Source organism: Telluria sp. LT2P80, from assembly GCF_059685955.1.
This window is the reverse complement of the sequence record NZ_JCASIO010000018.1, coordinates 1-22,081: the sequence shown is the minus strand read 5'-3', so window position 1 is coordinate 22,081 and position 22,081 is coordinate 1. Positions and strand designations below refer to the sequence as shown.

22 protein-coding genes and 1 pseudogene are annotated in these 22,081 nt (G+C 62.7%); 13 read left to right on the top strand and 10 right to left on the bottom strand.

Going from position 1 to position 22,081, the window contains the following annotated elements; all coding sequences use genetic code 11:
• Nucleotides 1-119 precede the first annotated feature (119 nt).
• Nucleotides 120-1,064 carry a hypothetical protein gene (locus AC56LW_RS23685; protein WP_499638266.1) on the top strand — a complete coding sequence of 315 codons (945 nt, stop codon included), beginning with the start codon at nucleotides 120-122 and terminating at the stop codon, nucleotides 1,062-1,064.
• 135 nt (nucleotides 1,065-1,199) lie between these two features.
• A complete protein-coding gene (locus AC56LW_RS23680) occupies nucleotides 1,200-1,826 on the top strand; it encodes a recombinase family protein (RefSeq protein ID WP_499638263.1) in 627 nt (208 codons plus the stop codon).
• Between the two features lie 45 nt (nucleotides 1,827-1,871).
• On the opposite strand, the gene AC56LW_RS23675 is transcribed toward AC56LW_RS23680, so the two are convergent.
• Nucleotides 1,872-2,111, bottom strand: a complete 240-nt coding sequence (locus AC56LW_RS23675) for a hypothetical protein (protein WP_499638260.1) — start codon at nucleotides 2,109-2,111, stop codon at nucleotides 1,872-1,874.
• A 541-nt stretch (nucleotides 2,112-2,652) separates the two neighbouring features.
• On the opposite strand from AC56LW_RS23675, the gene AC56LW_RS23670 reads away from it, so the two are divergent.
• Nucleotides 2,653-3,003: a hypothetical protein gene (locus AC56LW_RS23670; protein ID WP_499638257.1), complete on the top strand. Its 351-nt coding sequence runs from the start codon at nucleotides 2,653-2,655 to the stop codon at nucleotides 3,001-3,003.
• A 259-nt stretch (nucleotides 3,004-3,262) separates the two neighbouring features.
• Here the strand turns inward: AC56LW_RS23670 and AC56LW_RS23665 are convergent, their stop codons facing one another.
• Nucleotides 3,263-4,888 (bottom strand): recombinase family protein, encoded by a 1,626-nt coding sequence (locus AC56LW_RS23665; protein WP_499638255.1) that lies wholly within the window; start codon nucleotides 4,886-4,888, stop codon nucleotides 3,263-3,265.
• A gap of 33 nt (nucleotides 4,889-4,921) precedes the next feature.
• On the opposite strand from AC56LW_RS23665, the pseudogene AC56LW_RS23660 reads away from it, so the two are divergent.
• The 3 genes and pseudogenes from AC56LW_RS23660 to AC56LW_RS23650 form a co-directional block, all read left to right on the top strand.
• Nucleotides 4,922-5,923: pseudogene (locus AC56LW_RS23660) on the top strand (KamA family radical SAM protein); the annotation flags it as partial.
• Nucleotides 5,924-5,952: 29 nt separating this feature from the next.
• A complete protein-coding gene (locus AC56LW_RS23655; RefSeq protein WP_499638252.1) occupies nucleotides 5,953-7,227 on the top strand; it encodes an MFS transporter in 1,275 nt (424 codons plus the stop codon).
• 78 nt (nucleotides 7,228-7,305) lie between these two features.
• Nucleotides 7,306-8,619: a PQQ-dependent sugar dehydrogenase gene (locus tag AC56LW_RS23650; RefSeq protein ID WP_499638249.1), complete on the top strand. Its 1,314-nt coding sequence runs from the start codon at nucleotides 7,306-7,308 to the stop codon at nucleotides 8,617-8,619.
• A 135-nt stretch (nucleotides 8,620-8,754) separates the two neighbouring features.
• On the opposite strand, the gene AC56LW_RS23645 is transcribed toward AC56LW_RS23650, so the two are convergent.
• The 4 genes from AC56LW_RS23645 to AC56LW_RS23630 are packed head-to-tail and all read right to left on the bottom strand — an operon-like array spanning nucleotide 8,755 to nucleotide 12,943.
• Nucleotides 8,755-9,081 carry a hypothetical protein gene (locus tag AC56LW_RS23645; RefSeq protein WP_183556231.1) on the bottom strand — a complete coding sequence of 109 codons (327 nt, stop codon included), beginning with the start codon at nucleotides 9,079-9,081 and terminating at the stop codon, nucleotides 8,755-8,757.
• 4 nt (nucleotides 9,082-9,085) lie between these two features.
• On the bottom strand, nucleotides 9,086-11,590 hold the full coding sequence (gene ctaD / locus AC56LW_RS23640; RefSeq protein ID WP_499638247.1) for a cytochrome c oxidase subunit I: 2,505 nt from the start codon (nucleotides 11,588-11,590) through the stop codon (nucleotides 9,086-9,088).
• Nucleotides 11,587-12,555: a cytochrome c oxidase subunit II gene (gene coxB, locus AC56LW_RS23635; protein WP_499638244.1), complete on the bottom strand. Its 969-nt coding sequence runs from the start codon at nucleotides 12,553-12,555 to the stop codon at nucleotides 11,587-11,589. Before coxB ends, ctaD begins: the two co-directional genes overlap by 4 nt.
• Before the next feature lies 1 nt (nucleotide 12,556).
• Entirely contained in the window at nucleotides 12,557-12,943 is a 387-nt protein-coding gene (locus tag AC56LW_RS23630) for a c-type cytochrome (protein WP_499638241.1), read from the bottom strand.
• A 156-nt stretch (nucleotides 12,944-13,099) separates the two neighbouring features.
• Between AC56LW_RS23630 and AC56LW_RS23625 the strand changes: the two genes are divergently transcribed.
• From AC56LW_RS23625 to AC56LW_RS23615, 3 genes are read left to right on the top strand one after another with little or no spacing between them, the layout of a single operon-like run.
• Entirely contained in the window at nucleotides 13,100-13,666 is a 567-nt protein-coding gene (locus AC56LW_RS23625) for a c-type cytochrome (protein WP_332532202.1), read from the top strand.
• Nucleotides 13,663-14,019, top strand: a complete 357-nt coding sequence (locus AC56LW_RS23620; protein WP_183556235.1) for a c-type cytochrome — start codon at nucleotides 13,663-13,665, stop codon at nucleotides 14,017-14,019. The genes AC56LW_RS23625 and AC56LW_RS23620 overlap by 4 nt, the downstream gene beginning before the upstream one ends.
• A gap of 56 nt (nucleotides 14,020-14,075) precedes the next feature.
• Entirely contained in the window at nucleotides 14,076-14,924 is an 849-nt protein-coding gene (locus tag AC56LW_RS23615; RefSeq protein WP_499638236.1) for a fumarylacetoacetate hydrolase family protein, read from the top strand.
• Nucleotides 14,925-14,930: 6 nt separating this feature from the next.
• On the opposite strand, the gene AC56LW_RS23610 is transcribed toward AC56LW_RS23615, so the two are convergent.
• Nucleotides 14,931-15,488, bottom strand: coding sequence for a carboxymuconolactone decarboxylase family protein (locus AC56LW_RS23610; protein WP_499638233.1), 558 nt, complete (start codon nucleotides 15,486-15,488; stop codon nucleotides 14,931-14,933).
• 131 nt (nucleotides 15,489-15,619) lie between these two features.
• Between AC56LW_RS23610 and AC56LW_RS23605 the strand changes: the two genes are divergently transcribed.
• A complete protein-coding gene (locus AC56LW_RS23605; RefSeq protein WP_499638230.1) occupies nucleotides 15,620-16,957 on the top strand; it encodes an aspartate aminotransferase family protein in 1,338 nt (445 codons plus the stop codon).
• An 18-nt stretch (nucleotides 16,958-16,975) separates the two neighbouring features.
• Here the strand turns inward: AC56LW_RS23605 and AC56LW_RS23600 are convergent, their stop codons facing one another.
• From AC56LW_RS23600 to yjgA, 3 genes are read right to left on the bottom strand one after another with little or no spacing between them, the layout of a single operon-like run.
• Complete coding sequence (locus tag AC56LW_RS23600; RefSeq protein WP_499638227.1) at nucleotides 16,976-17,644, bottom strand: alpha/beta hydrolase; 669 nt, start codon at nucleotides 17,642-17,644, stop codon at nucleotides 16,976-16,978.
• Nucleotides 17,641-18,270 carry a molybdopterin adenylyltransferase gene (gene mog / locus AC56LW_RS23595; protein WP_499638224.1) on the bottom strand — a complete coding sequence of 210 codons (630 nt, stop codon included), beginning with the start codon at nucleotides 18,268-18,270 and terminating at the stop codon, nucleotides 17,641-17,643. The genes AC56LW_RS23600 and mog overlap by 4 nt, the downstream gene beginning before the upstream one ends.
• Nucleotides 18,248-18,856, bottom strand: coding sequence for a ribosome biogenesis factor YjgA (gene yjgA / locus AC56LW_RS23590; protein WP_332532208.1), 609 nt, complete (start codon nucleotides 18,854-18,856; stop codon nucleotides 18,248-18,250). Before yjgA ends, mog begins: the two co-directional genes overlap by 23 nt.
• Before the next feature lie 93 nt (nucleotides 18,857-18,949).
• Here yjgA and pmbA point away from each other — a divergent pair, with 93 nt between their 5' ends.
• From pmbA to AC56LW_RS23575, 3 genes are read left to right on the top strand one after another with little or no spacing between them, the layout of a single operon-like run.
• A complete protein-coding gene (gene pmbA / locus AC56LW_RS23585) occupies nucleotides 18,950-20,302 on the top strand; it encodes a metalloprotease PmbA (RefSeq protein ID WP_183556242.1) in 1,353 nt (450 codons plus the stop codon).
• A gap of 9 nt (nucleotides 20,303-20,311) precedes the next feature.
• Entirely contained in the window at nucleotides 20,312-20,551 is a 240-nt protein-coding gene (locus tag AC56LW_RS23580) for a hypothetical protein (protein ID WP_183556243.1), read from the top strand.
• Nucleotides 20,552-20,570: 19 nt separating this feature from the next.
• Nucleotides 20,571-21,467: a DUF4214 domain-containing protein gene (locus AC56LW_RS23575; RefSeq protein WP_499638221.1), complete on the top strand. Its 897-nt coding sequence runs from the start codon at nucleotides 20,571-20,573 to the stop codon at nucleotides 21,465-21,467.
• Nucleotides 21,468-22,081: the final 614 nt, after the last annotated feature.

Genomic DNA, 22,081 nt, shown 5'->3' with positions numbered 1-22,081 from the left:
TTCGGCGCTGGGCTATAAATCGCCGCGAATGTTTAGAAAAGAGCGACCGTGTCAGGCTCTGGAAACTGACGCTAACTAAGCATCAGACTGTGTCCGGGAATAGCGGGGCAAGATCAGACATGTCTAAGAAGACCACCACTACGGTGACGAAGACCCGGAACGGTGGCATCCACGACGTACGGGCATACAGGAAGGCTTGCCAGTGGCTCGACAACCATACATTCACCAACGGCCAGCTATGGCATGTGGTGTTCAAGGGAAGCAACGGCGTAGAGAACCTGAACCGGGAAGACTACACAGTAGCTCTTGACCGACTGTGCGAGAAGCTACGGGACGCCGGGATGCCCGTCGAATGGAAAGCAGCATACGAACAATGCCCGACGAAAGGCCACCACCGTCACGTATTCCTGCTGGTGGAAGCCGCCGACCGTAAGCCAGTCGGCATCATCCGCAACCGTAAAGGTGGCTGGCTGACGAACATGCTTGCTGGCTTCAACCTCGAATGCTGGGTAGCGCGACCACAGAACGCTATCCACAAGACCCGCAAGGGCCACCCGAAGCGTTACGCCTACGTGCCTAAGACGCCGGGGGCGATGCTGGACGACTGCAAAGAGTGGTTGAGCTACGCATTTAAGGCGCGGACCAAAGAAGGCGTCATTGGCCCGATTTACAGCAGCAGTCGGAAGAAGGCGAAGAAGCCCACCGCCAAGGCACTAGACCCGGCGACGATGGTAGCAGCAACGACAAACGAAGAACAACAAACAGGAGACACGATGACCCCTACCACCCTCGCTGAAGCAGCCTTCATCCACGTTGGTGCGATCTATGAAGACGCGATTGACGCCGGGATGCACCTAGGCGAAGTACAGCAGCACCTTGGCAAGCATGGCATCTACAAGCCGATGCTAGCAATTCGTAATGAGTTAAACAATTTATACTGTTTTTACAACTACGTGTACATGCACCCGGCACCGCCGCTCATGAGCTACGCCGAGATAGACGCAGTGTTGGTGAAGCCGGGGCGGCGAACAAGCCCCGGAAATCAGTTCGCTCATGCGGTCTAAGTAGGCTCCGGCCTAACTAGATCACTCATCGGCACGGGTCAAGCCCGAGCCGGAATTAAAATGAACCACTTATACTAGACTAAATTTAATAGACCACGTATAATAGACTCATTAACCGAAACGTAAGGAACTACCATGTTTGTCCGTGCATATCTCAGGGCCAGTACCGAAGAACAAGACGCCAGCCGTGCGAAAGAACAATTGAAGGCATTCGCCGCTGAACGTAACCTGACCGTGGCAGCGTGGTACGTCGAGAACAAATCAGGCGCATCGCTTCAGCGTCCTACCCTGTTGGAATTGATCGAAGAAGCGCAAGAAGGCGACATTCTGCTGTTGGAGCAAGTAGACCGCCTGTCCCGTCTGGATGAAAAGGATTGGGACACACTTAAAACGACGCTGAAGGCGAAGCAAATCCGCGTGGTGGCTCAAGACCTGCCGACATCTTGGATGATGGCGGTAAACGACCCAACGATGGCGCGTATGTTCGCTTCCATCAACGAAATGATGCTGGATATGTTGGCCGCTATCGCTCGTAAGGACTACGAAGACCGCCGCCGCCGTGCTGCACAGGGCATCGAGAAGGCCAAGGCCAAGGGCGTGTACAAAGGGCGCAAAGAAGACACCGAGCGTAACGCCCTGATCCAACGCCATTTGAAGGCGGGACAATCAAGTTGGAAAGAGATTATGGAACTGGTAGGTTGCAGCCGTGGCACCGTAGCGAAGCAAGCAGAGCTACTGAAGGCGAGCCAAGCAGCAGCATGAATAAAAGTAGGCTCGACGATGATGCTGTCGAACCTACAAGCTAGCTCACTTGCGGCGGGTTAAGTTAGTAATCAACGCGATGATGACCCGGTAGATCAGAAACGCGATGAACAACTCCCCAACCATGCCAGCCCCAATCGGGAAACGCTCGAAAGCCTCTGGCAGAGCAGCCACGTTCGTGAGGCCAAAGCCGACCGCACCCATGCCGAGAGCCGCGCTCCCGCTGATTGACGGCACTGCTGACTCAGCGCCGACACTATTCTTTGTCACAAGATCGTCTTTCATTGATACTCCTTGTCAAGTTAAGAATATTCACCACAAGCGAAAAATTGTTGCAACAAAGTGGTTGAATATTTCAGCCAACTAGACTTAGAATGGGTGCGTAATGAACCCTACTATATGGGTTGCACTACGGTCACACGCAATCTAAGTTCTTTTAGATCGTTAATGACTACATGATCTCTCCCTTCTTTGCACACTGTGCAACAGAGCCGCTCACTAAGCGGGGTCATAAAAAGAGTGGGGCCGGTTCCAGCCGGTTCCTACTCACCTATCTTCCGTTTCCATTCCCGGTGTTGCAGAACTTCAGCCGATTCACAAATCATAGCTGAATTTCATTTGACCCCGAAGCATTTTAATGTCCAATTTTTTCAGTTTTATCGCGTGCGAGCCTTGACTTTCGAGGACGCTAGCCTGAATGCGGGGTTACGCAGTTAGCGACTACTAACTCTTCCTTAGTAAGGGTTGTAATCATGTGCATGCAATCGCCTATCGTCACACCCGTATTAGCTTGTTAGATCGCCCATAATCAATTGAGCCGGGTTGAATGCAGGTACGAATTGTAAAGATGCGGAGCAGGGGCGTCGAGATAGACAGGCGCGTGCTAAGTGACGCGGCTGGTACACGCGGCCAGCTTGCCATTGCTGATACCACCGACCAAGGCAAAAACAGGCCGACGAAGGTAGCCAAGCTCTCACAGGGGGAGCTAATACGAGCGGAATTGCGGGATGTGCAGATCGTGTGGTTATCAGAAGGACGTATGACGCTGACCGGCTATGAACAGATCAACGATGATGCGGGTAAGGTTGTTGAGTACAGGCAGTCGTGGCTTGTAATGCTCGACAGTGGCCCCGCTATCCCTGAAATAGGCAAGCGCAAGGTAGGCCCGAGCACCTGACCGACCCTCAGGCCACTTAGATCGCTCTACACGCCACTAACGCAACAGCGTGGCTACCACCCTACCAACCCGCCAGAAGTCTCGTCAGCGGCCTTTTAAAGACTTTCTATAAGGTAATAGATATTTTGCCAAGGGAACATCAACCCTTCGCTGTAACCCGAAACCCATTCAACCAGCCGTTCGATACCTGACCGTTTTCAAATCGGGAGAGGGGTACTTCATCCCGTGGTAAAAGTTGAAATTTTTTTAAGGGTCATTTTCAGCTACTGGAAACGGCCTCCTTCGGTCGCCGCGTACCCCTGCCATTTGGTGTAGTAACGTCGCCGCGATACACGAATCCGCCCGACGGCTTCGCCAACAGCGTCTTTACAGTTGCCGCAATGGCATTCGACGCGACCAAGTCGGGAATGTCACCCGGATCGCCTTCTAACCCACTACAGCCAATCCTGTTCTTGTACACGGCGAACATAGCTCGGGCTTCATCGCCCTGTGTCACCAAGTATCCGTCAGCGATGTGAACCTTGACCCCAAGACGATGCAAGAAAGCATTCGCGCGCCTACGCATATCCTTGTCCTTCATATCGACCTTGGCCCGAACCTCTGCCAAGCTCAACTTGTCACCGCTGCCAGTCAATTCTGCCTTCAACCTCTCCACGTCGCCGCGAGTGGCAACAACCTTGCTTTCCGCTTGCAGCATCAAGTTGGTGAAAGTCTCTGATTCAGGATGCTGTGCCACCTTGTCAGCCAAGATAGCCAACTTTTCCCGCTCCAGCAGTAGTCGTCCCTCTGCCGTCGACAGTTCACGCGACAGGCGGTCAGGATCGGGCATAGCGAAATGTAGCGCATTGAGTTCACGAAGCACGCTCAAGAAAACGTCTTCGCTTTCGTCCAACCGCACATTCCTGGCTCTATCACACTGCCCGTACCGCTTGTTTGCACACATCAGATACTTGAACTTGGTACGCTGAATAATATGCATGGCGCTGCCACACGCTCCACAGAACACCAACTTGCCCCAAACGTTGAAGTCTGCCGATTGCTTCGGGATCGAACCAGTTTTACGTGCCGCGATCTTCGCATGCGCAGACTCAAAGGTTGCCCCATCCACGACGGCGGGAAAGTAACCGGGGATCGGGTCGCCACCATCTTTCAGAGCGAGTTCCCCGATAGCTGCACGGTTCTGGAGGACGGTAAGAACGGCAGTAGTCCCCCACCGCTCGCCCTTGTTAAACGTTCTGTAACCTTCGGCATTGAGAGCCTGCGAAATTGCAGTGCTTCCCAACCCTTGCAAGCACAACTCAAAGATACGGCCCACCGCGTACGCATGCTCGTTCACCATGTACTTGCCGTCTTTACCAAGCGTAAGCCAGTTCGATACGCGACCGCCGATGTGATGGTTCGTTTCTCGGGCACGCTGGAAACGCTTTGCCCATTCCACCTTTCCAAGGTCGCTTTTACGGGCACTTTCTTTGTGGGCATTATCAAGATGCAACACGGCTTGTAGAAGCTGCATCGTGTCCCATTCACTTGTGAACTTCATTTCAGGGCGCAACGTCACCACTGTTACGCCAAGTTCAGTAATGCCTGATAGTAAGCCGACCGCCTGCATGGGCTTCATACGGGTAAGCCGGTCAAGATGCTCAATAATTAAGCAGCAGTTGGAGTCGATTTCACCAGCCTTGATGGCGGCGATGAACTCACCAAGCGCCCCACTATCCGCGTTAGCACCATGGAAGCCACTAACGGCTTCGTCAGCAAACACGCGTTCCGAAAGCTCGACTCCGTGGTCCTTACACCATTTCCGAGCAAGGGTCTGCTGTCGGGCAATTGAGGTTCCTTTTTTCTGGGCGTCGGAACTGTAACGCGAATACGAATAACCTTTCATAGCTCGTATTCTACTGCCAGTTAGGGCGTTTAGGTCAATCACAGGTACAAGGAAACGGTGCTGTTCTTCCCGAGCGCCGGCCAGACCTGCCACGCCTATTGCACGTTCTGCTTCCGCTGGCCGCAGTTCGTCGGCATGGATGACCTGAAGTTCGATGCGCGCGAATGCGGCGAACTGGTGGACTACCTGAAGATGCACACCGAGGTCACCGACGTCCTGATCACCGGGGGCGACCCGATGATCATGAATACGCGCTCGCTGGCCGAATTCCTCGAGCCGCTCCTGATCCCCGAACTGGCCCACATCCAGAACGTCCGCATCGGCACCAAGTCGGTCGCGTACTGGCCGCAGCGCTTCGTGTCGGACAAGGACAGCGACGATCTGATGCGCCTGTTCGAGAAGGTGGTCGCCAGCGGCAAGAACCTGGCCATCATGGGCCACTACAACCACGCGGTCGAACTGCGCGCACCGATCGCGCAGCAGGCGGTCAAACGCATCGTCGGCACCGGCGCCACGCTGCGCATGCAGGGCCCGCTGATCCGCCACATCAACGAAGACCCGAAAAGCTGGGCCGAGCTGTGGACCACGGGCGTGCGCCTGGGCGCGATTCCCTACTATATGTTCGTCGAGCGCGACACCGGCCCGCGCGACTACTTCGCACTGCCGCTGGCGCACGTCCACGAGATTTTCCAGGAAGCCTATTCGATGGTCTCGGGCCTGTCGCGCACCGTGCGCGGGCCGTCGATGAGCGCCTTCCCCGGCAAGGTCGTGATCGACGGCGTCGTCACGATCAATGGCGAAAAGCTGTTCGCGCTGCAGTTTCTGCAGGCCCGCAATCCGGAATGGGTGCGGCGGCCGTTCTTTGCCAAATACGACGCCACGGCGACCTGGCTCGATCACCTGAAACCCGCATTCGGGCGCGATCATTTCTTCTTCGAGACGGAAAGCGGCGGTCCGTTGCGGGGCGCGGGCGGGCGCGTGATCCCGCTGGTGCCGGCCGGCCAGCGCGGCCATGCCCAGCCCGACGCGGCATAACCGGTCGACGTTCAGCCAGAGCCTGCGCGATGCGACCTGCTGCCACGCTGGTGTCTCCCACTTCCCCGCGTCTGTCCGGCCTGGCGGTGTTCGTGTACGTGTTCGTGCCGTTCGCGCTGGGGCATTACCTGTCCTCGCTGCTGCGCAACGTGAACGCGGTGCTGGCGTCGCAACTGGCGAGCGCGCTCGCGCTCACGCCGGGCCAGCTGGGGCTGCTCACCAGCGCGTTCTTCTTTGCGTTCGCGCTGGTCCAGTTGCCGGTGGGGATGGCGCTGGACCGCTATGGGCCGCGCCGCGTGCAGGTGGCGATGCTGCTGGTGGCGTCCTGCGGCGCGGTGCTGTTTGCGCGTGGCGGCGGCTTCTGGAGCCTGCTCGCGGCGCGCGCGGTCATGGGGTGCGGCCTGGGAGGCTGCTTCATGGCGGCGGTCAAGGCCGTGTCGATCTGGATCGCCCCCAGTCGGCTGCCGTCGGTGCACGGCTACCTGATCGCCGTCGGCGGCATGGGCGCGGCCAGCGCGACGATGCCGGTGCGCGCGATGCTCGCGTACACCGACTGGCGCGGCCTGTTCCTGCTGCTGGCCGGCCTGGTCGCCTGCACCGGCTTGCTGATCGCGCTGCTGTACCCGAAGACGGATGATGCGACGCCTGCCCGGAGCCCGTTATCACCGCTCTTGCCGGCGCTGCGCGAGGTCTGGCGCGCGCCCGGCTTTCGCGCGGTGGTGGCGCTGGTGCTGGTGCCGCACGCGGTGTTCTTCGGCGTGCAGGGCCTGTGGATCGGGCGCTGGCTGGCCGACGTGGCGCTGTACCCGGAAGACGCCGTCGCCTACCTGCTGTACCTGGGCATGGCGGCCGTGGTGTTCGGCGCCATCGCGGTGGGCATGATCACCGAATGGGCCGGGCGGCGCGGCATGCCGCCGCTCGATGTGGCGGCCGCCGGCATCACGATGTTCGTGCTGATCCAGGCCGCGTTCGTGATCGGCTACCGGCCCAGCTTCCCGTGGCTGTCGGTGATGTTCACGCTGGCGGGCACGGTCACCAGCATCGACTACGCGATCGTGGCCCAGTCGATGCCGCGCGCGTTGACCGGGCGCGCCGCCACCTTCCTGAACCTCCTGATCTTCATCGGCGCCTTCCTGGTGCAGGCTGGCTTTGGCGTGGTGATCGGGCTGTGGCAGCCCGACCTGCTGGGCCACGCACCCGCCGCCGCCTACCGCTGTGCGTTTGCGCTGCTGGTGCTGATCCAGGTGCCAGGGTTGTGGCAGTACGCGCGGCGCCGCAGGAGTACATCGTTGCCGACGGCCTGAGATTGCTGCCCCGTAACGTACGTGGTGTAATGTTTTGTCAATATAAGATTTCCCCATTCTGTATTTTGGGGGAACACCATGCGACATCATCTGCCGCGCCTGTGCGCCGGCGCCACCATTCTGTTGCTGGCCGCCTGCGGCGACAAGTCGACACTGCCGCAAGGCGCCGACATCGGGCCGCAGCCCGAGCTCAAGGCGCCCAACAAGACCCTGATCCCGACGGTTAACATCGCAAAGGCCACTGGCTGGCCGGCGGGCGTGATGCCCACGGCGGCGGCGGGCCTGGACGTGAATGCCTTCGCCACGGCGCTCGACCATCCGCGCTGGTTGTATGTGCTGCCCAACGGCGACGTGCTGGTAGCCGAATCGAATGCGCCGGCCAAGCCGGACGCCGGCGGGATCCGCAATTGGATCCAGAGCAAGGTGATGGCCCGCGCCGGCGCCGGCGTGCCGAGCGCGAACCGCATCACGCTGCTGCGCGATGCTGACGGCGACGGCGTGGCCGAACTCAAAACGGTCTTCCTGAAGAACCTGCATTCGCCGTTCGGCATGGCGCTGGTGGGCGACATGCTGTACGTGGCCAATGCCGATGCCATCGTGCGCTTCAACTACAAGGAAGGCGCCACCGAAATCACGGAAGCCGCGCAGCCGGTCGCACCGCTGCCGGCCGGGCTAAATCACCACTGGACCAAGAACATCATCGCCAGCCAGGACGGCAAGAAGCTGTACGCCACGGTCGGCTCGAACAGCAACGTCGCCGAAAACGGCATGGAGGCCGAGAAGAACCGCGCCGCGATCCTCGAGGTAGACCTGGCCAGCGGCGCCACGCGTGTGTTCGCGTCCGGCCTGCGCAATCCGAATGGCATGGCGTGGAATCCGCAGACGGGCGCGCTGTGGACGGTCGTGAACGAGCGCGACGAAATCGGCAGCGACCTGGTGCCCGACTACCTGACGTCGGTGAAAGAGGGCGGTTTCTATGGCTGGCCGTACAGCTACTACGGCAAGAACATCGATGCGCGCGTCAAGCCGCAGCGGCCTGATTTGGTGGACAAGGCGATCGTGCCCGACTACGCGCTGGGCGCGCACGTGGCCGCGCTGGGCCTGACGTTCTATGAAGGCGCGCTCCTGCCGACCCAGTACCGGAACGGCGCGATCATCGGCAACCACGGTTCATGGAACCGCAAACCGCGCTCGGGCTACAACGTCGTGTTCATTCCGTTCCGGGATGGCATGCCGAACGGGAAGCCGGTCGACATCCTCAGCGACTTCGTCAACAAGGATGGCGAGGCGCAGGGCCGGCCGGTGGGCGTTGCCGTGGACAAGAAGGGCGCGGTGCTGGTGGCCGACGATGTCGGCAACGTGATCTGGCGGGTGGTGCCGGACGCCGGTTGATCGCCAGTTGGTAGGGTGGACGGCTCCGCCGTCCACGCGGTGATGGTTGGCGGCCAGATCATCCGGCACGAGAATGGAGAGGCTGTCGATCACCGCGTGGAAGGCGAAGCCTTCCACCCTACCGATGCCAGATCCTCAAGCGCAGCCTGTGACCAGCAGCACCGGAATCCCGGTCCACGCCACCGCCACCACGGCCAGCACCGCGCTGGCCGCACCCACATAATCCACGAACTCGTCGGACCCCTGGCGCAGGCGCTTGCCGGCCAGGGCGCCGACCCATACGCACGCCGCCATCGACAGCAGCGTCGCGCCGCCCAGCAGCCACGGATTGGGACCCGCAGCGCGCAGCGCGCCCGGCGTGCACTGGCTCGCCGCGACGATATACGCGAACGCAAAGTGCGCGCCCCAGATCAGCAGGGGCAGCGAAGCGCGTGTGGCGCGCGAAAAGAAATGGTCGCTCATCGCATCACTCCATCACCAGCAGCAGCCCGCGGATCACCAGGAATCCGGCGAAGCCCTGCAGCGTCACGTAGTGCCAGATCAGCGCGATATTGTCGCGCGTGGCACGGTTCTCGGGGACGATCATGCCGCGCCAGGCGCGCACGCACAGGTACGGCGCGGCCAGCAGCAGCACGAACAGCATGATGCCCTGGAAGCCGAGCAGGATCGAGATCGATGCACTCCACGTGTCGCGCGTGCCGTCCAGGTCCACCAGGCGCCAGCTGTAGACGTCGACGCCGAAGGCGCCAGCGGTGCACGCCAGTGCCACGATCAGCACCCACGGCGTGAGCTTGTTCGAGACCCGGTCGCTCAGCCACACCAGCGCGGAGCCGCCCAGCAGCAGGGCAGCGGACAGCAGCGTCCACGACCACGCTGGCAGCGATGCGCCAGGCGGTGGGCAGATCTGGAGCCGCATCGACGTGTGGATGTAGACGTAGGCGAACGAGCAGTAGATCAGGAACAGCACGATCAGCATGATGAACGTGCCCCACCACGAGTGCGACGCCGTGCCGCGCGCGCCGATCGGCAGCGTGACGCCGCCGCCGATGTCGGCCTCGCGCATCGGCACCTTCTGGTCCGACTGCCACAGCCAGGCGATGATCGAGCCGATGGCGATCAGGCCGCAGATGATCGCCAGTACGTTGGCCTTGACGGTCAGCAGCAGGAAGAAGCCGGCGGTGCCGAAGGCGCCCAGCACGGTCAGCCAGCTGTCGCCCGGCAGAATCATCAGATAGGTCGGCCTGGCGCTGACCGGGCTGGTGGCGATGGTTTCGCGGCGGCCGGTCACGGTGTTCGGCAGGTAGTGACGGCCTTCGGCGACTTCCTTCGACAGCGTTGGCTGGTCCCACAGCGGGTCGTCCGAGGTGATGATCGGGATGCTGCGGTTGCCGTAGTCTTCCGACGGCAGCCACTCGAGCGTGGCCGCATTCCACGGATTGCCCACGTCCTTGGTCGGGCGGCGCAGCGTGCGCGTGGCGTCGATGATCATCAAGAGGATGCCCAGCGCGAACAGGAACGAGCCCAGGGTCGAGATCATGTTCAGCGCGTCCCAGCCCATCTCGCTCGAATACGTGTAGACGCGGCGCGGCATGCCGAACAGGCCCGTGATATGCATCGGGAAGAAACTGATGTTGAAGCCCCCGAACAGCAGCCAGAAGGTCCACTTCGACAGGCGCTCGGACATCGTGTTGCCGTTGATGAGCGGGATCCAGTAGTAGATCGCGGCAAACACCGGGAACACCATGCCGCCGATGAGCACATAGTGCAGGTGGGCCACGATGAAGTAGGTGTCGTGTACCTGCCAGTCGAACGGGATCACGGCCACCATCACGCCGGTCAGGCCGCCGAGCACGAAGATGAACATGAAGCCGAGCATGAAGAGCGTCGGCGCATTCATCCTGATGCGGCCACTCCACAGCGTGGCGATCCAGCCGAATACCTGGATGCCGGTGGGGATCGCCACGGCCATGCTGGCCGCCGAGATCAGGCTCATTTCAATAACGCCCAGGCCGGCCGTGAACATGTGGTGCGCCCACAGGCCGAAGCTGAAGATGCCCACGCCGACCAGCGCGACGACGATCGCGCGGCGGCCCACCAGGCGGTTGCCGGCGATGGTCGGGATCATCGTCGAGATCATGCCGGCGGCCGGCAGGAAGATGATGTAGACCTCGGGGTGGCCGAAGAACCAGAACAGGTGCTGCCAGATGATCGGGTCGCCGCCGCGCTCTGGGTCGAAGATCGGCAGGTTCAGCGCGCGCTCGAGTTCGAGCAGTGCCGTGCCGGCAATCACGGCCGGGAAGGCGATGACGATCATCACGCCCACGACCAGCATGGCCCACGCATAGACGGGCATGCGGCGCAGCGTCATGCCCGGCGCGCGGGTAAACAGGATGCCGACGATCAGTTCGATGGCGCCGGCAATGGCGGAAATCTCGATGAAGCCGATCCCCAGCAGCCAGAAGTCGGCGTTCAGGCCGGGCGAATACTTCATGCCCGTCAGCGGCGGATACATGAACCAGCCGCCGTCCGGCGCCAGGCCCCAGAACAGCGTGCAGAAGAAGGCCAGGCCACCAAAGGCGTAGCACCAGAACGCATACGCCGACAGACGCGGGAACGGTAAATCGCGCGCGCCCAGCATGTTCGGCAGCAGGTAGACGGCAATCGCCTCGACGATCGGAATCGCGAACAGGAACATCATCACGGTGCCGTGCATCGTGAAGATCTGGTTGTAGGTGCCGGCCGAGACCAGGTCGTTGTCCGGCACCGACAGCTGCACCCGCATGATCAGGGCCAGGATGCCGGCGAGGATGAAGAACAGGATCGCGGTGCCGATGTACAGCAGGCCGATATTGGTGTTGTTGACCGACTTGAAGAAGCCCAGGCCGGATGGCGTCTTCCACACGGCCTCCAGTTTTTCCAGCTCCTCTGGCGGGCGTGGGGCGGAGTTCGGTAAGGTTGCGTCGCGCGTCATTTCAGGTGCTCAAGGTAAGTGGCCAGTGCGCGCAGGGTCTCGCCGTCCAGGTCCGGGGAGGGCGGCATGAAGACGCCCGTTTTGATGGCTTGCGGGTCGGCGATCCAGCCGGCCAGCGTACCGCGGTGGTTGCGCAGGGTACCGGCGGCGATGTGCCGGCGGCTGCCGATGTGCGTGAGGTCGGGACCGAGGCGCGGGGCATCGGCAATCCGGGCATCCAGCTGCGGTGCGACATCGGTCACGCCGCGGATGGTGTGGCAGGTCTGGCACTGCTGCGCGAGGAACGCCTCGCGGCCGCGCTGCAACACCGTGGTGTCGGCCGGCACGGCCGGCTGGGCCTGGCGCGCGAGCCAGGCGTCGAACTCGGGGCGCGGCAGGGCGATCACGTGGAACGCCATGCGAGCGTGCTGCTCGCCGCAGTATTCGGCGCACTGGCCGCGGTAGGTGCCCGGCTTGTCGGCGCGCAGGTTCAGGCCCGTGACGCGGCCCGGGATCATGTCGCGCTTGCCCGCCAGCGACGGCACCCACAGGCTGTGGATCACGTCCGATGCGGTCAGGCCCAGGTACACCGATTCGCCGACCGGAATATAAATCTCGTTGGCGCTGATGATTTCGCGATTGCTTGTCGGGTCGCGGTAGCGCACTTCCCACCACCACATCTTGCCGGTCACGGAGATGCTCAATGCCTTGTGCGAGGTTTGCGGCACCAGTTGCCCGGTGCGCCAGGTGCTCCAGGTGAGCAACGCGGTGAGCACGATGACCGGAAACGCGATGCCGGCGCCGAGGATCCAGACGCCGGGCGTGATCGGGCGCGCCTGGCGCCGCATGGCCAGCGCGAGCAGGCCCATGACGATGGCAAAGATCACCGTGCCGCCGACGAACAGGACCCAGGTGAACTGGTAAATGATGGCCGCGTCGGCGCCGGCCGGATGCATGACGGACTGGATGTCGCTGATTGGCGTCATATTATTTGAGCGAATACATGAAGGCGGCCATGTGGCGCGCCTCGTCGTCGGTAATGCCGAGCGCAGGCATCAGGGTGCCGGGTTTCACGGCGGGGGGATTCTGGAGGAAGCGGATCATGTTCTCTGGCTGGTTCGGGATGCTGCCGGCGATATAGCTCAGGCGGCCCATGGACTGCAGTGAAGGACCTGCATCGCCATTCGGACCCTGGACTTCGGGAATGAAATGGCAGGCGGCGCACTGGTACTGCTGCACCAGCAGGCGCCCACGTTCGGGATCGCCACCGGCGACGCGCGAGACGGGTTCTTCTTTTGCGCAGCCACTCGCCAGGGCTGCGAGGACGAGCAGGGCGCCCGTTGTCGCACGCGTAGTGCGGGATGCCCTCAGCACAGAAGACAGGCGTTGATATTGACGAGATGGGTTGCGCACGGTTGATTTTTCGTGAAAAAGCGATGGCTTTTATAATACAAGGAAAGTAGATGTCATTCTTTCAACTGGACGCCCTAGGCTATGCTATCGAATCGCGCACGACTTATTGTCAAGACCATGGTCCTGACCCTGCTGGGGGCGGGCACAATTGGCGCCGTCGGTGGCCTGATCGTGCTGCGCGGCGGCTTCTATGACCTGAGTGCAATCACCCAGCACTACGCGCTGGTGTACACGGTACTCGGCGAGGGCATGCAGTACTCGGTCCAGAACCATGCGCGCGAGATCGTGGTGCCACCCAACCTGAACACGCCCGAACGCCTGCAGCGCGGCGCGCTGGTCTACCAGGCCAACTGTGTGCAATGCCACGGCGGCCCGGGCGTCGCGCCCAGCACGATCGGCATGAGCATGCAGCCGGCCCCGGGCCCGCTGGTCGATGCCGATGTCAACTGGAAGACGCGTGAGCTGTACTGGATCACCCGCAACGGCATCAAGATGAGCGGCATGCCCGCCTGGGAATACCACCTAAGCGAGCCGGACATGTGGGCGGTGGTGGCGTTCGTGGGCGCCATGCCGGGCATGACAAGCCAGGACTTCAAACGCATGACGGCAGGCGGTGCCGTTCCGCCGCATGTCGAGCAGACGGCAACGGGCCGCGCACAGCAGGGTCAGGAAGGCCAGCCATGAAATCCACGATCACCATCCTCCTTGGCGTGTCCGCGCTGCTGGCCGGCTGCGGCCCGAAACTGGCCCCTGGCCTGGTGGGCGACCCGATGCGCGGCAAGATCGCCGCCGCGCAATACGCCTGCCATTCCTGCCACGTGGTGCCGGGCGTGCCTGGCTCGGACGTGCGCGTGGGCCGGCCGCTCGACGAGCTCGCGCAGCAGCGCTACATCGCCGGCAAACTGCCCAACACCCAGGCCAACCTGGTGCGCTGGATCCGCGATCCGCAGGCGATCGATCCGGGCAATGCGATGCCGAACATGGGCGTGAGCGAGCGCGATGCGATCGACATCAGCGCCTACCTGCTGAGCCACTAAGGCTTGGCTGACACCATTCATTGGTATCATTCGCGTTTTTCTACAGGAATGACATCATGAGACTGGTCCGCTATGGCCGCCCGGGCAAGGAAAAGCCGGGCCTGTTCGATGAAGAGGGCCGCCTGCGCGACCTGTCCGGGATCATCGACGACATCGATCCGTCGCAGCTGTCCGACAAGGCGCTGCGCAAACTCGCCAAACTCGACCAGAAAACGCTGCCGCTCGTGCGCGGCAATCCGCGCCTGGGCGTGCCGGTCAAGGGCATCGGCAAATTCATCGGCATCGGCATGAACTACCTGGACCACGTGCGCGAAACGGGCGCCGAGGTGCCGGCCGAACCGATCTTCTTCACCAAGGCGATCAGCGCCCTGAACGGCCCGGACGATCCGATCCAGCTGCCGAAAGGCTCGAAGAAAACCGACTGGGAAGTCGAACTCGGGGTGATCATCGGCACGCGCGCGCAGTACGTGAGCGAAGAAGAGGCGCTCAAGTTCGTGGCCGGGTATTGCGTCGTCAACGACGTGACCGAGCGCGCCTTCCAGTTCGAGATGGGCTCGCAGTGGGACAAGGGCAAGGGCTGCGATACCTTCGGCCCGGTCGGCCCGTTCCTCGTCACGCGCGACGAGATCCTCGACGTGCAGGACCTCGATCTGTACCTGGAACTGAACGGCAAGCGCATGCAGACCGGGAATACGGCCAGCATGATCTTCAGCGTCGCGCAGCTCGTCAGCTACGTGTCGCGCTTCATGACGCTCGAACCGGGCGACATCATCACCACCGGCACGCCGCCGGGCGTGGGCATGGGCCGCAAGCCGCAGCGCTTCCTCAAGAAGGGCGACCAGCTGCGCCTGGGGATCGCCGGTCTCGGCGAGCAGCAGGCCGATGTCGTGGCGTATCCGAAGTAAGTTGTGTCAGGGCGGGCCGCCACGCGGCTCGCCTGTATCCGGTACGGCGGTGCGCGCCGTGTTCATCACCATCGCCAGCAGCGTGTAGTAACCGCAGATCCCCATCAGATCGACAGTTCCCTGTTCGCCGAACAGCGCCAGCGCATCCGCATACACGCGGTCCGACACCGCCTTTGTCTCGTGCAGCTCGATGCAGAAGTCGTGCACCACCGCCTCGTCGACCAGCATGTCGGCGGGCCGCTCGCGCGCCGCAATCGCCGCGATGACGGCCGGCGGAATCCCTGCTTGCACCGCGATCGGCGCATGGATTGCCCATTCGACGGCCTGGTCCCACTGGCGCGCCGTGACCAGGATTGCCAGCTCCGACAAGCGCACGCCGAGCGCGCTGCGGTAGCGCAGGTACTCGCCCATGCGCTGCGCATGCAGCATCAGTTCGGGACTGCGCAGCAGCGGCACGAACGGGCCGTAGACGGCGCCGCGCGGGCCGTCGATGATCTCCTGCGCAGCGGCGCGCTGGGCCGTGGTCAAAGCGTGATCGGGGATGGGGCCGAGACGTTCATTCATCGAGCATACCCGCCTGTTGTATCGAAATTGAAGGCAGGAAAATATTCGCATGGCCCGCGCTAAAAATCAAAAGAAGTGCCTCGGAGCACGCTTATCGTCAAGCGTTGCAGTCACCGCCGAGGGAGCCGTCCATGAGCCACATCATCCACCGCAACCTGCGCCAGATGCCGCCCACGGCGGTTGGCGGCGCAGGCATCGTGCTGCGCGACAGCACCGGCAAGACCTACCTCGACGCCAGCAGCGGCGCGGCCGTGTCCTCGCTCGGCCATGGCCACCCGGACGTGATTGCGGCCATGCACCGCCAGATCGACCGCTGCGCCTATGCCCACACCGCGTTCTTCACCACCGAAGTGGCCGAGCAACTGGCCGATCGCCTGATCGCCGGCGGGCCGCAGGACATGGGCGGCGTGTATTTTGTCTCGGGCGGTTCGGAAGCGATGGAGACCGCGCTCAAGCTGGCGCGCCAGTACTGGGTCGAGGCGGGCGAGCCGCAGCGCACGCAGTTCATCGCGCGCCGCCAGAGCTACCATGGCAACACGCTCGGCGCGCTGGGCGTGGGCGGCAACGAGTGGCGCAAGCGCGCCTTTGCGCCGCTGCTGAAAGAGGCGCTGCGGGTCGCGCCCTGTTATGCCTACCGGGGTTGCGGCGAAGGCATGTCGCTCGACGACTACACGGCCGGCCTGCTCGACGAACTCGAAACGGCCGTCATCAAGGCCGGGCCGGACACCATCATCGCCTTTGTCGCCGAGCCGGTGGTGGGCGCCACCGGCGGCGCGATCCCGCCCACGCCGGGCTACTTCCAGGGCGTGCGCGATATCTGCGACCGGCACCGCATCCTGTTCATCGCCGATGAAGTCATGTGCGGCATGGGCCGCACCGGCAGCATGTATGCGATCGGGCAGGAGGGCGTGGCGCCGGACATCGTGGCCGTGGCCAAGGGCCTGGGCGCCGGCTACCAGCCGATCGGCGCGGTGCTGGCGCACGAGGCGATTGTCGACACGCTGCGCCAGCGCAGTGGCATGTTCCAGCACGGGCACACGTATATCGGCCACCCGGTGGCGGCAGCGGCGGCGCTGGCGGTGCAGCAGGTGATCGAGCGTGACGACCTGCTGGCGCAGGTAGGGCGCCGCGGCGCGCTGCTGCGGCAGATGCTGGGCGATGCGTTCGGCACGCACGAGCACGTGGGCGATATCCGCGGGCGCGGGCTGTTCATGGCGCTGGAATTGGTGCGGGACCGGGAGACCAAAGCGCCGTTCGCGCCGGAGGTCAAACTGCACGCGGCGATCAAGGCCGAGGCGATGGCGCGCGGCTTGCTGGTGTATCCGATGGGCGGGACGATCGATGGTCAGCTGGGTGACCATGTGCTGCTGGCGCCGCCGTTCATCGTGACGCCGGGGGAGTTGTCGGAGATCGTGTCGCGGTTGGACGCAGCGGTCAAGGCCGCGTTGGCGACGGCCCTCGTGGGGTGAGGGCCGCCGTTGACGGTGTTACGCGACGACCTTGCGAATCCACTTTGAAATGTCCTGCACCTCTTCGAGGCACAGCGTGTGCTGCATCGGATACGCATGCCACTCGACCTGGTAGCCGAGCGCCTCGACGACCTTGCGTGACTCTTCGGCGCGGGCAAACGGCACCACCGGATCCTGCACGCCGTGCGCCATGAAGATCGGCGTGCCCAGGCTTGCTTCGCTGCGCTCGGCGCCGGCGACGCTGGACAGCGGCAGGTAGCCCGACAGGCACAGCATGCCCGCCAGTTTCTCGGGATGGCGCAGGCCCGTCTGCAGCGTCATCGCGCAGCCCTGCGAGAACCCGGCCAGGATGATGCGCGAGGCCGGGATGCCGCGCGCTTTTTCGCGGGCGATCAGCGCCTCGACCTGCAGCTGCGATGCGCGCAGGCCGCCTTCGTCTTCGCGCCGCGTGAGGTCGGTGGCGACGATGTCGTACCACGAGCGCATCACGTAGCCGCCGTTGATCGTCACCGGCATCGTGTTCGCATGCGGGAACACGAAGCGGATGCCTGGCAGGCCGGTCAGGTCCAGTTCGCGCACGAGCGGCACGAAGTCATTGCCATCGGCGCCCAGGCCGTGCAGCCAGATGACGGCGATGGTCGGATTCGGGGCGGTCTCGATTTCGATATTGTCCAGCAGCTGGGTCATGGTGTCTTTCGCAATGCCGATTTGGGGCGGAAGGTCTGGCTGACCGCCGGATTGGTTTCCATGTACGGGCCGCCAATCAGATCGACGCAGTAGGGGACGGCCGCGAAGATGCCGCCCACGATCGTGGCGCCGGCGTCGTCCCGGAGGCCTTCGAGCGTTTCCTTGATCGACTTGGGCTGGCCCGGCAGGTTCATGATCAGCGCCGCGTGGTCTGCGGTTTCGCGGATCACGGCCGTCTGGCGCGACAGGATCGCGGTCGGCACGAAGCGCAGGCTGATCTGGCGCATCTGCTCGCCGAAGCCCGGCATCTCTTTGGTGGCAACCGCCAGCGTGGCCTCGGGCGTGACGTCGCGCCGCGACGGGCCGGTGCCGCCGGTGGTGAGCACCAAGTGGCAGCGCGCCGTGTCGACCAGCTCGATCAGCGTGGCCTCGATGGCCGCGCGCTCGTCCGGGATCAGGCGCGTCTCGATGCGATACGGCGTCGTGAGCGCGCTCGCCAGCCAGTCGGTCAGCGCCGGGATGCCCTTGTCTTCGTAGACCCCGCCGCTGGCGCGGTCGGAAACGGAGACAAGGCCGATCACCAGCACATCGTCAGCCACAGCGTTACTCGTCGTCGGACTCGTCATCGTTCGCTTCTTCGTCGTCGGCAGCGGCGGCCGCATCGGCTTTCTTCTTCTTTTGCAGGTCCTTGAGGATCTGGAAGATTTCGCGGAAGGCTTTCGGCGGCTTGGACTCGGCCACTTCCTTGCGCGCGTTGCGAATCAGGGTGCGCAGGTGCTGGACGTCGAGCTCGGGGTTTTCTTCGAGCAGCACGGTCAGCGCCGTGTCGTCCGACAGCAGCTTGTCGCGGCGGCGTTCGAGCGCGTGCAGCGATGCGGTTTCGGCCTTCGACGCGCCTTTCCAGCTGTCGATCGTGCGCTGGATGACGGCGACTTCTTCTTCGTTCAGCGTGCGCATTTTCTTGCCCACGAATTGCAGCGCGCGGCGCCGGCCTTCGTGGTTGGTAATGGTCTGGCACGTGAGGATGGCATCGCGCACGTCCTCGGGCATCTCGACGCGCTTGACGCGGTCGCGCGCCGCTTCGACGAGCTGCTCGCCGAGCTTCTGCAACTCGTTCGACTGGCGCTTGAGCTCAGATTTGGAAGGACGGTCGTACTCTGGTTCGAACTCGTTGGACTGGAAGCCCACCGAGCCGCGATTTGGATTAGGCATGATTTGGATGATTTGATTGGCGCTGGGCCGATCAGTGAAAACAGTAAACGGCTGCTATGATAACTGTTTTAGGGACGGCCACGAAAAACACACATGAACGACACCCCTTTTACCCACACCCAGGATCAGCTGAAACAGCTGGCGCGCGACATGCTGGCGCTTGCGCGCGAGCAGGGTGCGTCCGATGCAGCGGTCGAAATCAGTGAAGGGAGCGGGCTGTCGGTTTCTGTGCGTAAAGGCAATATCGAGACGATCGAGCAAAACAAGGACAAGGGCCTGGGCATCACCGTGTATTTCGGCCAGCGCCGCGGCAACGCAAGCACGTCCGACTTTTCCGCCGATTCGCTCAAGGCCACGGTCGAAGCAGCGTCCAACATCGCGCGCTTTACGGCCGAGGACGACTGCGCCGGCCTGCCGGATGCCGACCTGATCGAAACCGCGCCGCGCGACCTGCGCCTGTTCTACCCGTGGCCCATCTCCACCGAACAAGCCGTCGAGCTGGGCCAGCGCTGCGAAGCCGCCGCGTTCGCCGTCGACAAGCGCATCACCAATAGCGAAGGCGCCAGCGTCTACGTGCAGCAGTCGCACTTTGTCGCCGCCAATTCGCGTGGTTTTCTGGGCGGCTACCCGTTCTCGCGTCACACGATCTCGGTCGCGCCGATTGCCGGCAAGGGCAACGGGATGCAGCGCGACGACTGGTACACGTCGTCGCGCGATCCCAAGCAACTCGCCGCACCTGAAAAAGTCGGCCGCTACGCCGCCGAGCGCGCGCTGGCGCGCCTGAATGCCCGCAAGCTCAACACCCGCACCTGCCCGGTGCTGTTCGAAGCGCCGCTCGCTGCCGGCCTCCTGGGCGCGTTCGTGCAAGCGGTCTCCGGTGGCGCGCTGTACCGCAAATCCACGTTCCTGCTCGACATGCTGGGCAAGCCGGTATTCCCATCGCATATCCAGGTGGTCGAAGACCCGCACCTGATCGGTGGCGTCGGCTCGGCCCCGTTCGATGACGAAGGCGTCAAGACCGTGCGCCGCAAGGTGATCAGCGATGGCGTGCTGCAAGGCTATTTCTTGTCGTCATATACGGCGCGCAAGATGGGCATGCCGACGACCGGCAACGCCGGCGGCGCACACAACCTCGAAATCGTCTCGACGGCCACGCGCCGCACTGATGACTTCGAAGGCATGCTGCGCAAACTGGGCACGGGCCTTTTGGTTACCGAACTGATGGGGCAGGGCGTCAACTACGTCACCGGCGACTATTCGCGCGGTGCCTCCGGTTACTGGGTCGAGCAGGGCGTGATCCAGTATCCGGTCGAAGAAATCACGATCGCCGGCAATATGCGCGATATGTTCCAGCAGATCGTTGCCGTCGGCACCGACACGCTGGTTCGCGGCAACAAGACCACGGGCTCGATCCTGATCGAGAACATGGTCATTGCCGGCAACTAAGGAAAACGCATGACCCGTTTCGTTCGCATCGACAAGGAAAGCAGCCCCAAGACGGTGCTGCTGAACCTCGACCTGGTAGCCACCGTGGAGCTCGCTCCCCAATCCGATCTGCTCAGCTCGAGCGGGGACGGCCGCAAGGTGTATGCCACTTTCCTGGCGCCGGATAAAACCGCGATCGCCACCCTGCATTTCGACAGCAGCAGCGACGCCAACGCCTGGGTAAAGGCACATTTGGGCGTCGATCTGTAATCCACCGAAAGGATCGCGCATGGCCACTATCGAGCTGTATCGAGCATTCGACTTCCGTACTGCCCAGGACTGGGAGTGGACCATCGCCGAGGCGATCCAGAATCGCATCACGATCGAGGGTGGGGGCAGCAAGCAGACCTTCAGCGGTGCTTTCTCGTATCTCGGCATCGACCGGGTGGCCGGCACGGTCACTGGCACGTCTTATTTCCAGAACAATGTCGAAGTCTACCGGGTCTCGGATGCACAGCTCGACGCCGCCCGGATCGCGCAGTTCGCGCGCAACGAACTCGATACGCAGCTGACCTACGCCTATGTGCTCTCGGGCGCCGACACGGTCATCGGCAGCGCCGGCAATGATTTCCTCAATGGCTATGGCGGCATCGACACCGCCGTCTATCGCGGCACCGCCGCCAGCTACACGCTGCGTGCCAGCGACAGCTCGTTCGCGGTGACCGGCGCCGCCGGCAGCGACACCCTGATCAATGTCGAGCGCCTGGCCTTCACCGACAAGCACATCGCCATCGACGTCGGCGCCTTCGACAATGGCGGCACCATCTATCGCCTGTACGAGGCCGCGCTGGACCGGGCGCCCGACGTGGTCGGCCTCGGGTACTGGATGAACCGCCTCGACGATGGCGCGGACATCGTCGACATCGCCGCCGGCTTCATCGGCAGCGCCGAATACGCCAAAATGTACAGCGGCGTGACCAGCAACACAGAGCTGGTGACAAAGTACTACACCAACATCCTGGAACGCACGCCCGATGCGGGCGGTCTGGCCTACTGGTCCGGCCTGCTCGACAGCGGCAAGGCAACCACCGCGCAGGTGCTCGACGCGATCAGCGACAGCCCTGAAAACATCGCGGCCGTCGCGCCGCTCATCGCCAACGGCTTCGAGTACGTGCCGTACGGCTGACGCTCTACTGCAGCAGGCATCAAAAAGCGCCGTCGCCCCGACGGCGCTTTGCATTGCACAGCCTGCAGCTACCCGCGCGCTCTAAATGAAAAGCCGGGGTCAGGTCTGACATTCGGACACGATCTCGACAGTCGGGCAGTCGAAACTAGCTGGCACCAGGCCACGCTGATACTGCGCAGACACCATTGGACGTGGCTAATGAAAAGCCGGGGTCAGGTCTGACATTCGGACACGGTCTCGACAGTCGGGCAGTCGAAACTAGCTGACACCAGGCCATGCTAGTGCTGGGCAAGACACCACTGGACGTGGCTAAGGCTGAGGTCGTGTCCGAATGTCAGACCTCATGCTAGTGCTGGGCAAGACACCACTGGACGTGGCTAAGGCTGAGGTCGTGTCCGAATGTCAGACCTGACCCCAGCTGTGGGCAGTCGAAACTAGCTGGCACCAGGCCACGCTAGTGCTGGGCAAGACACCACTGGACGTGGCTAAGGCTGAGGTCGTGTCCGAATGTCAGACCTCGTATATTGAAGATACCAGCGCACCAGTAGATAATATTGTTGATGTGGCCGGTCGGGGTGACACTGTTCAGACTGAGTGCCATTGAGCACGTGGGT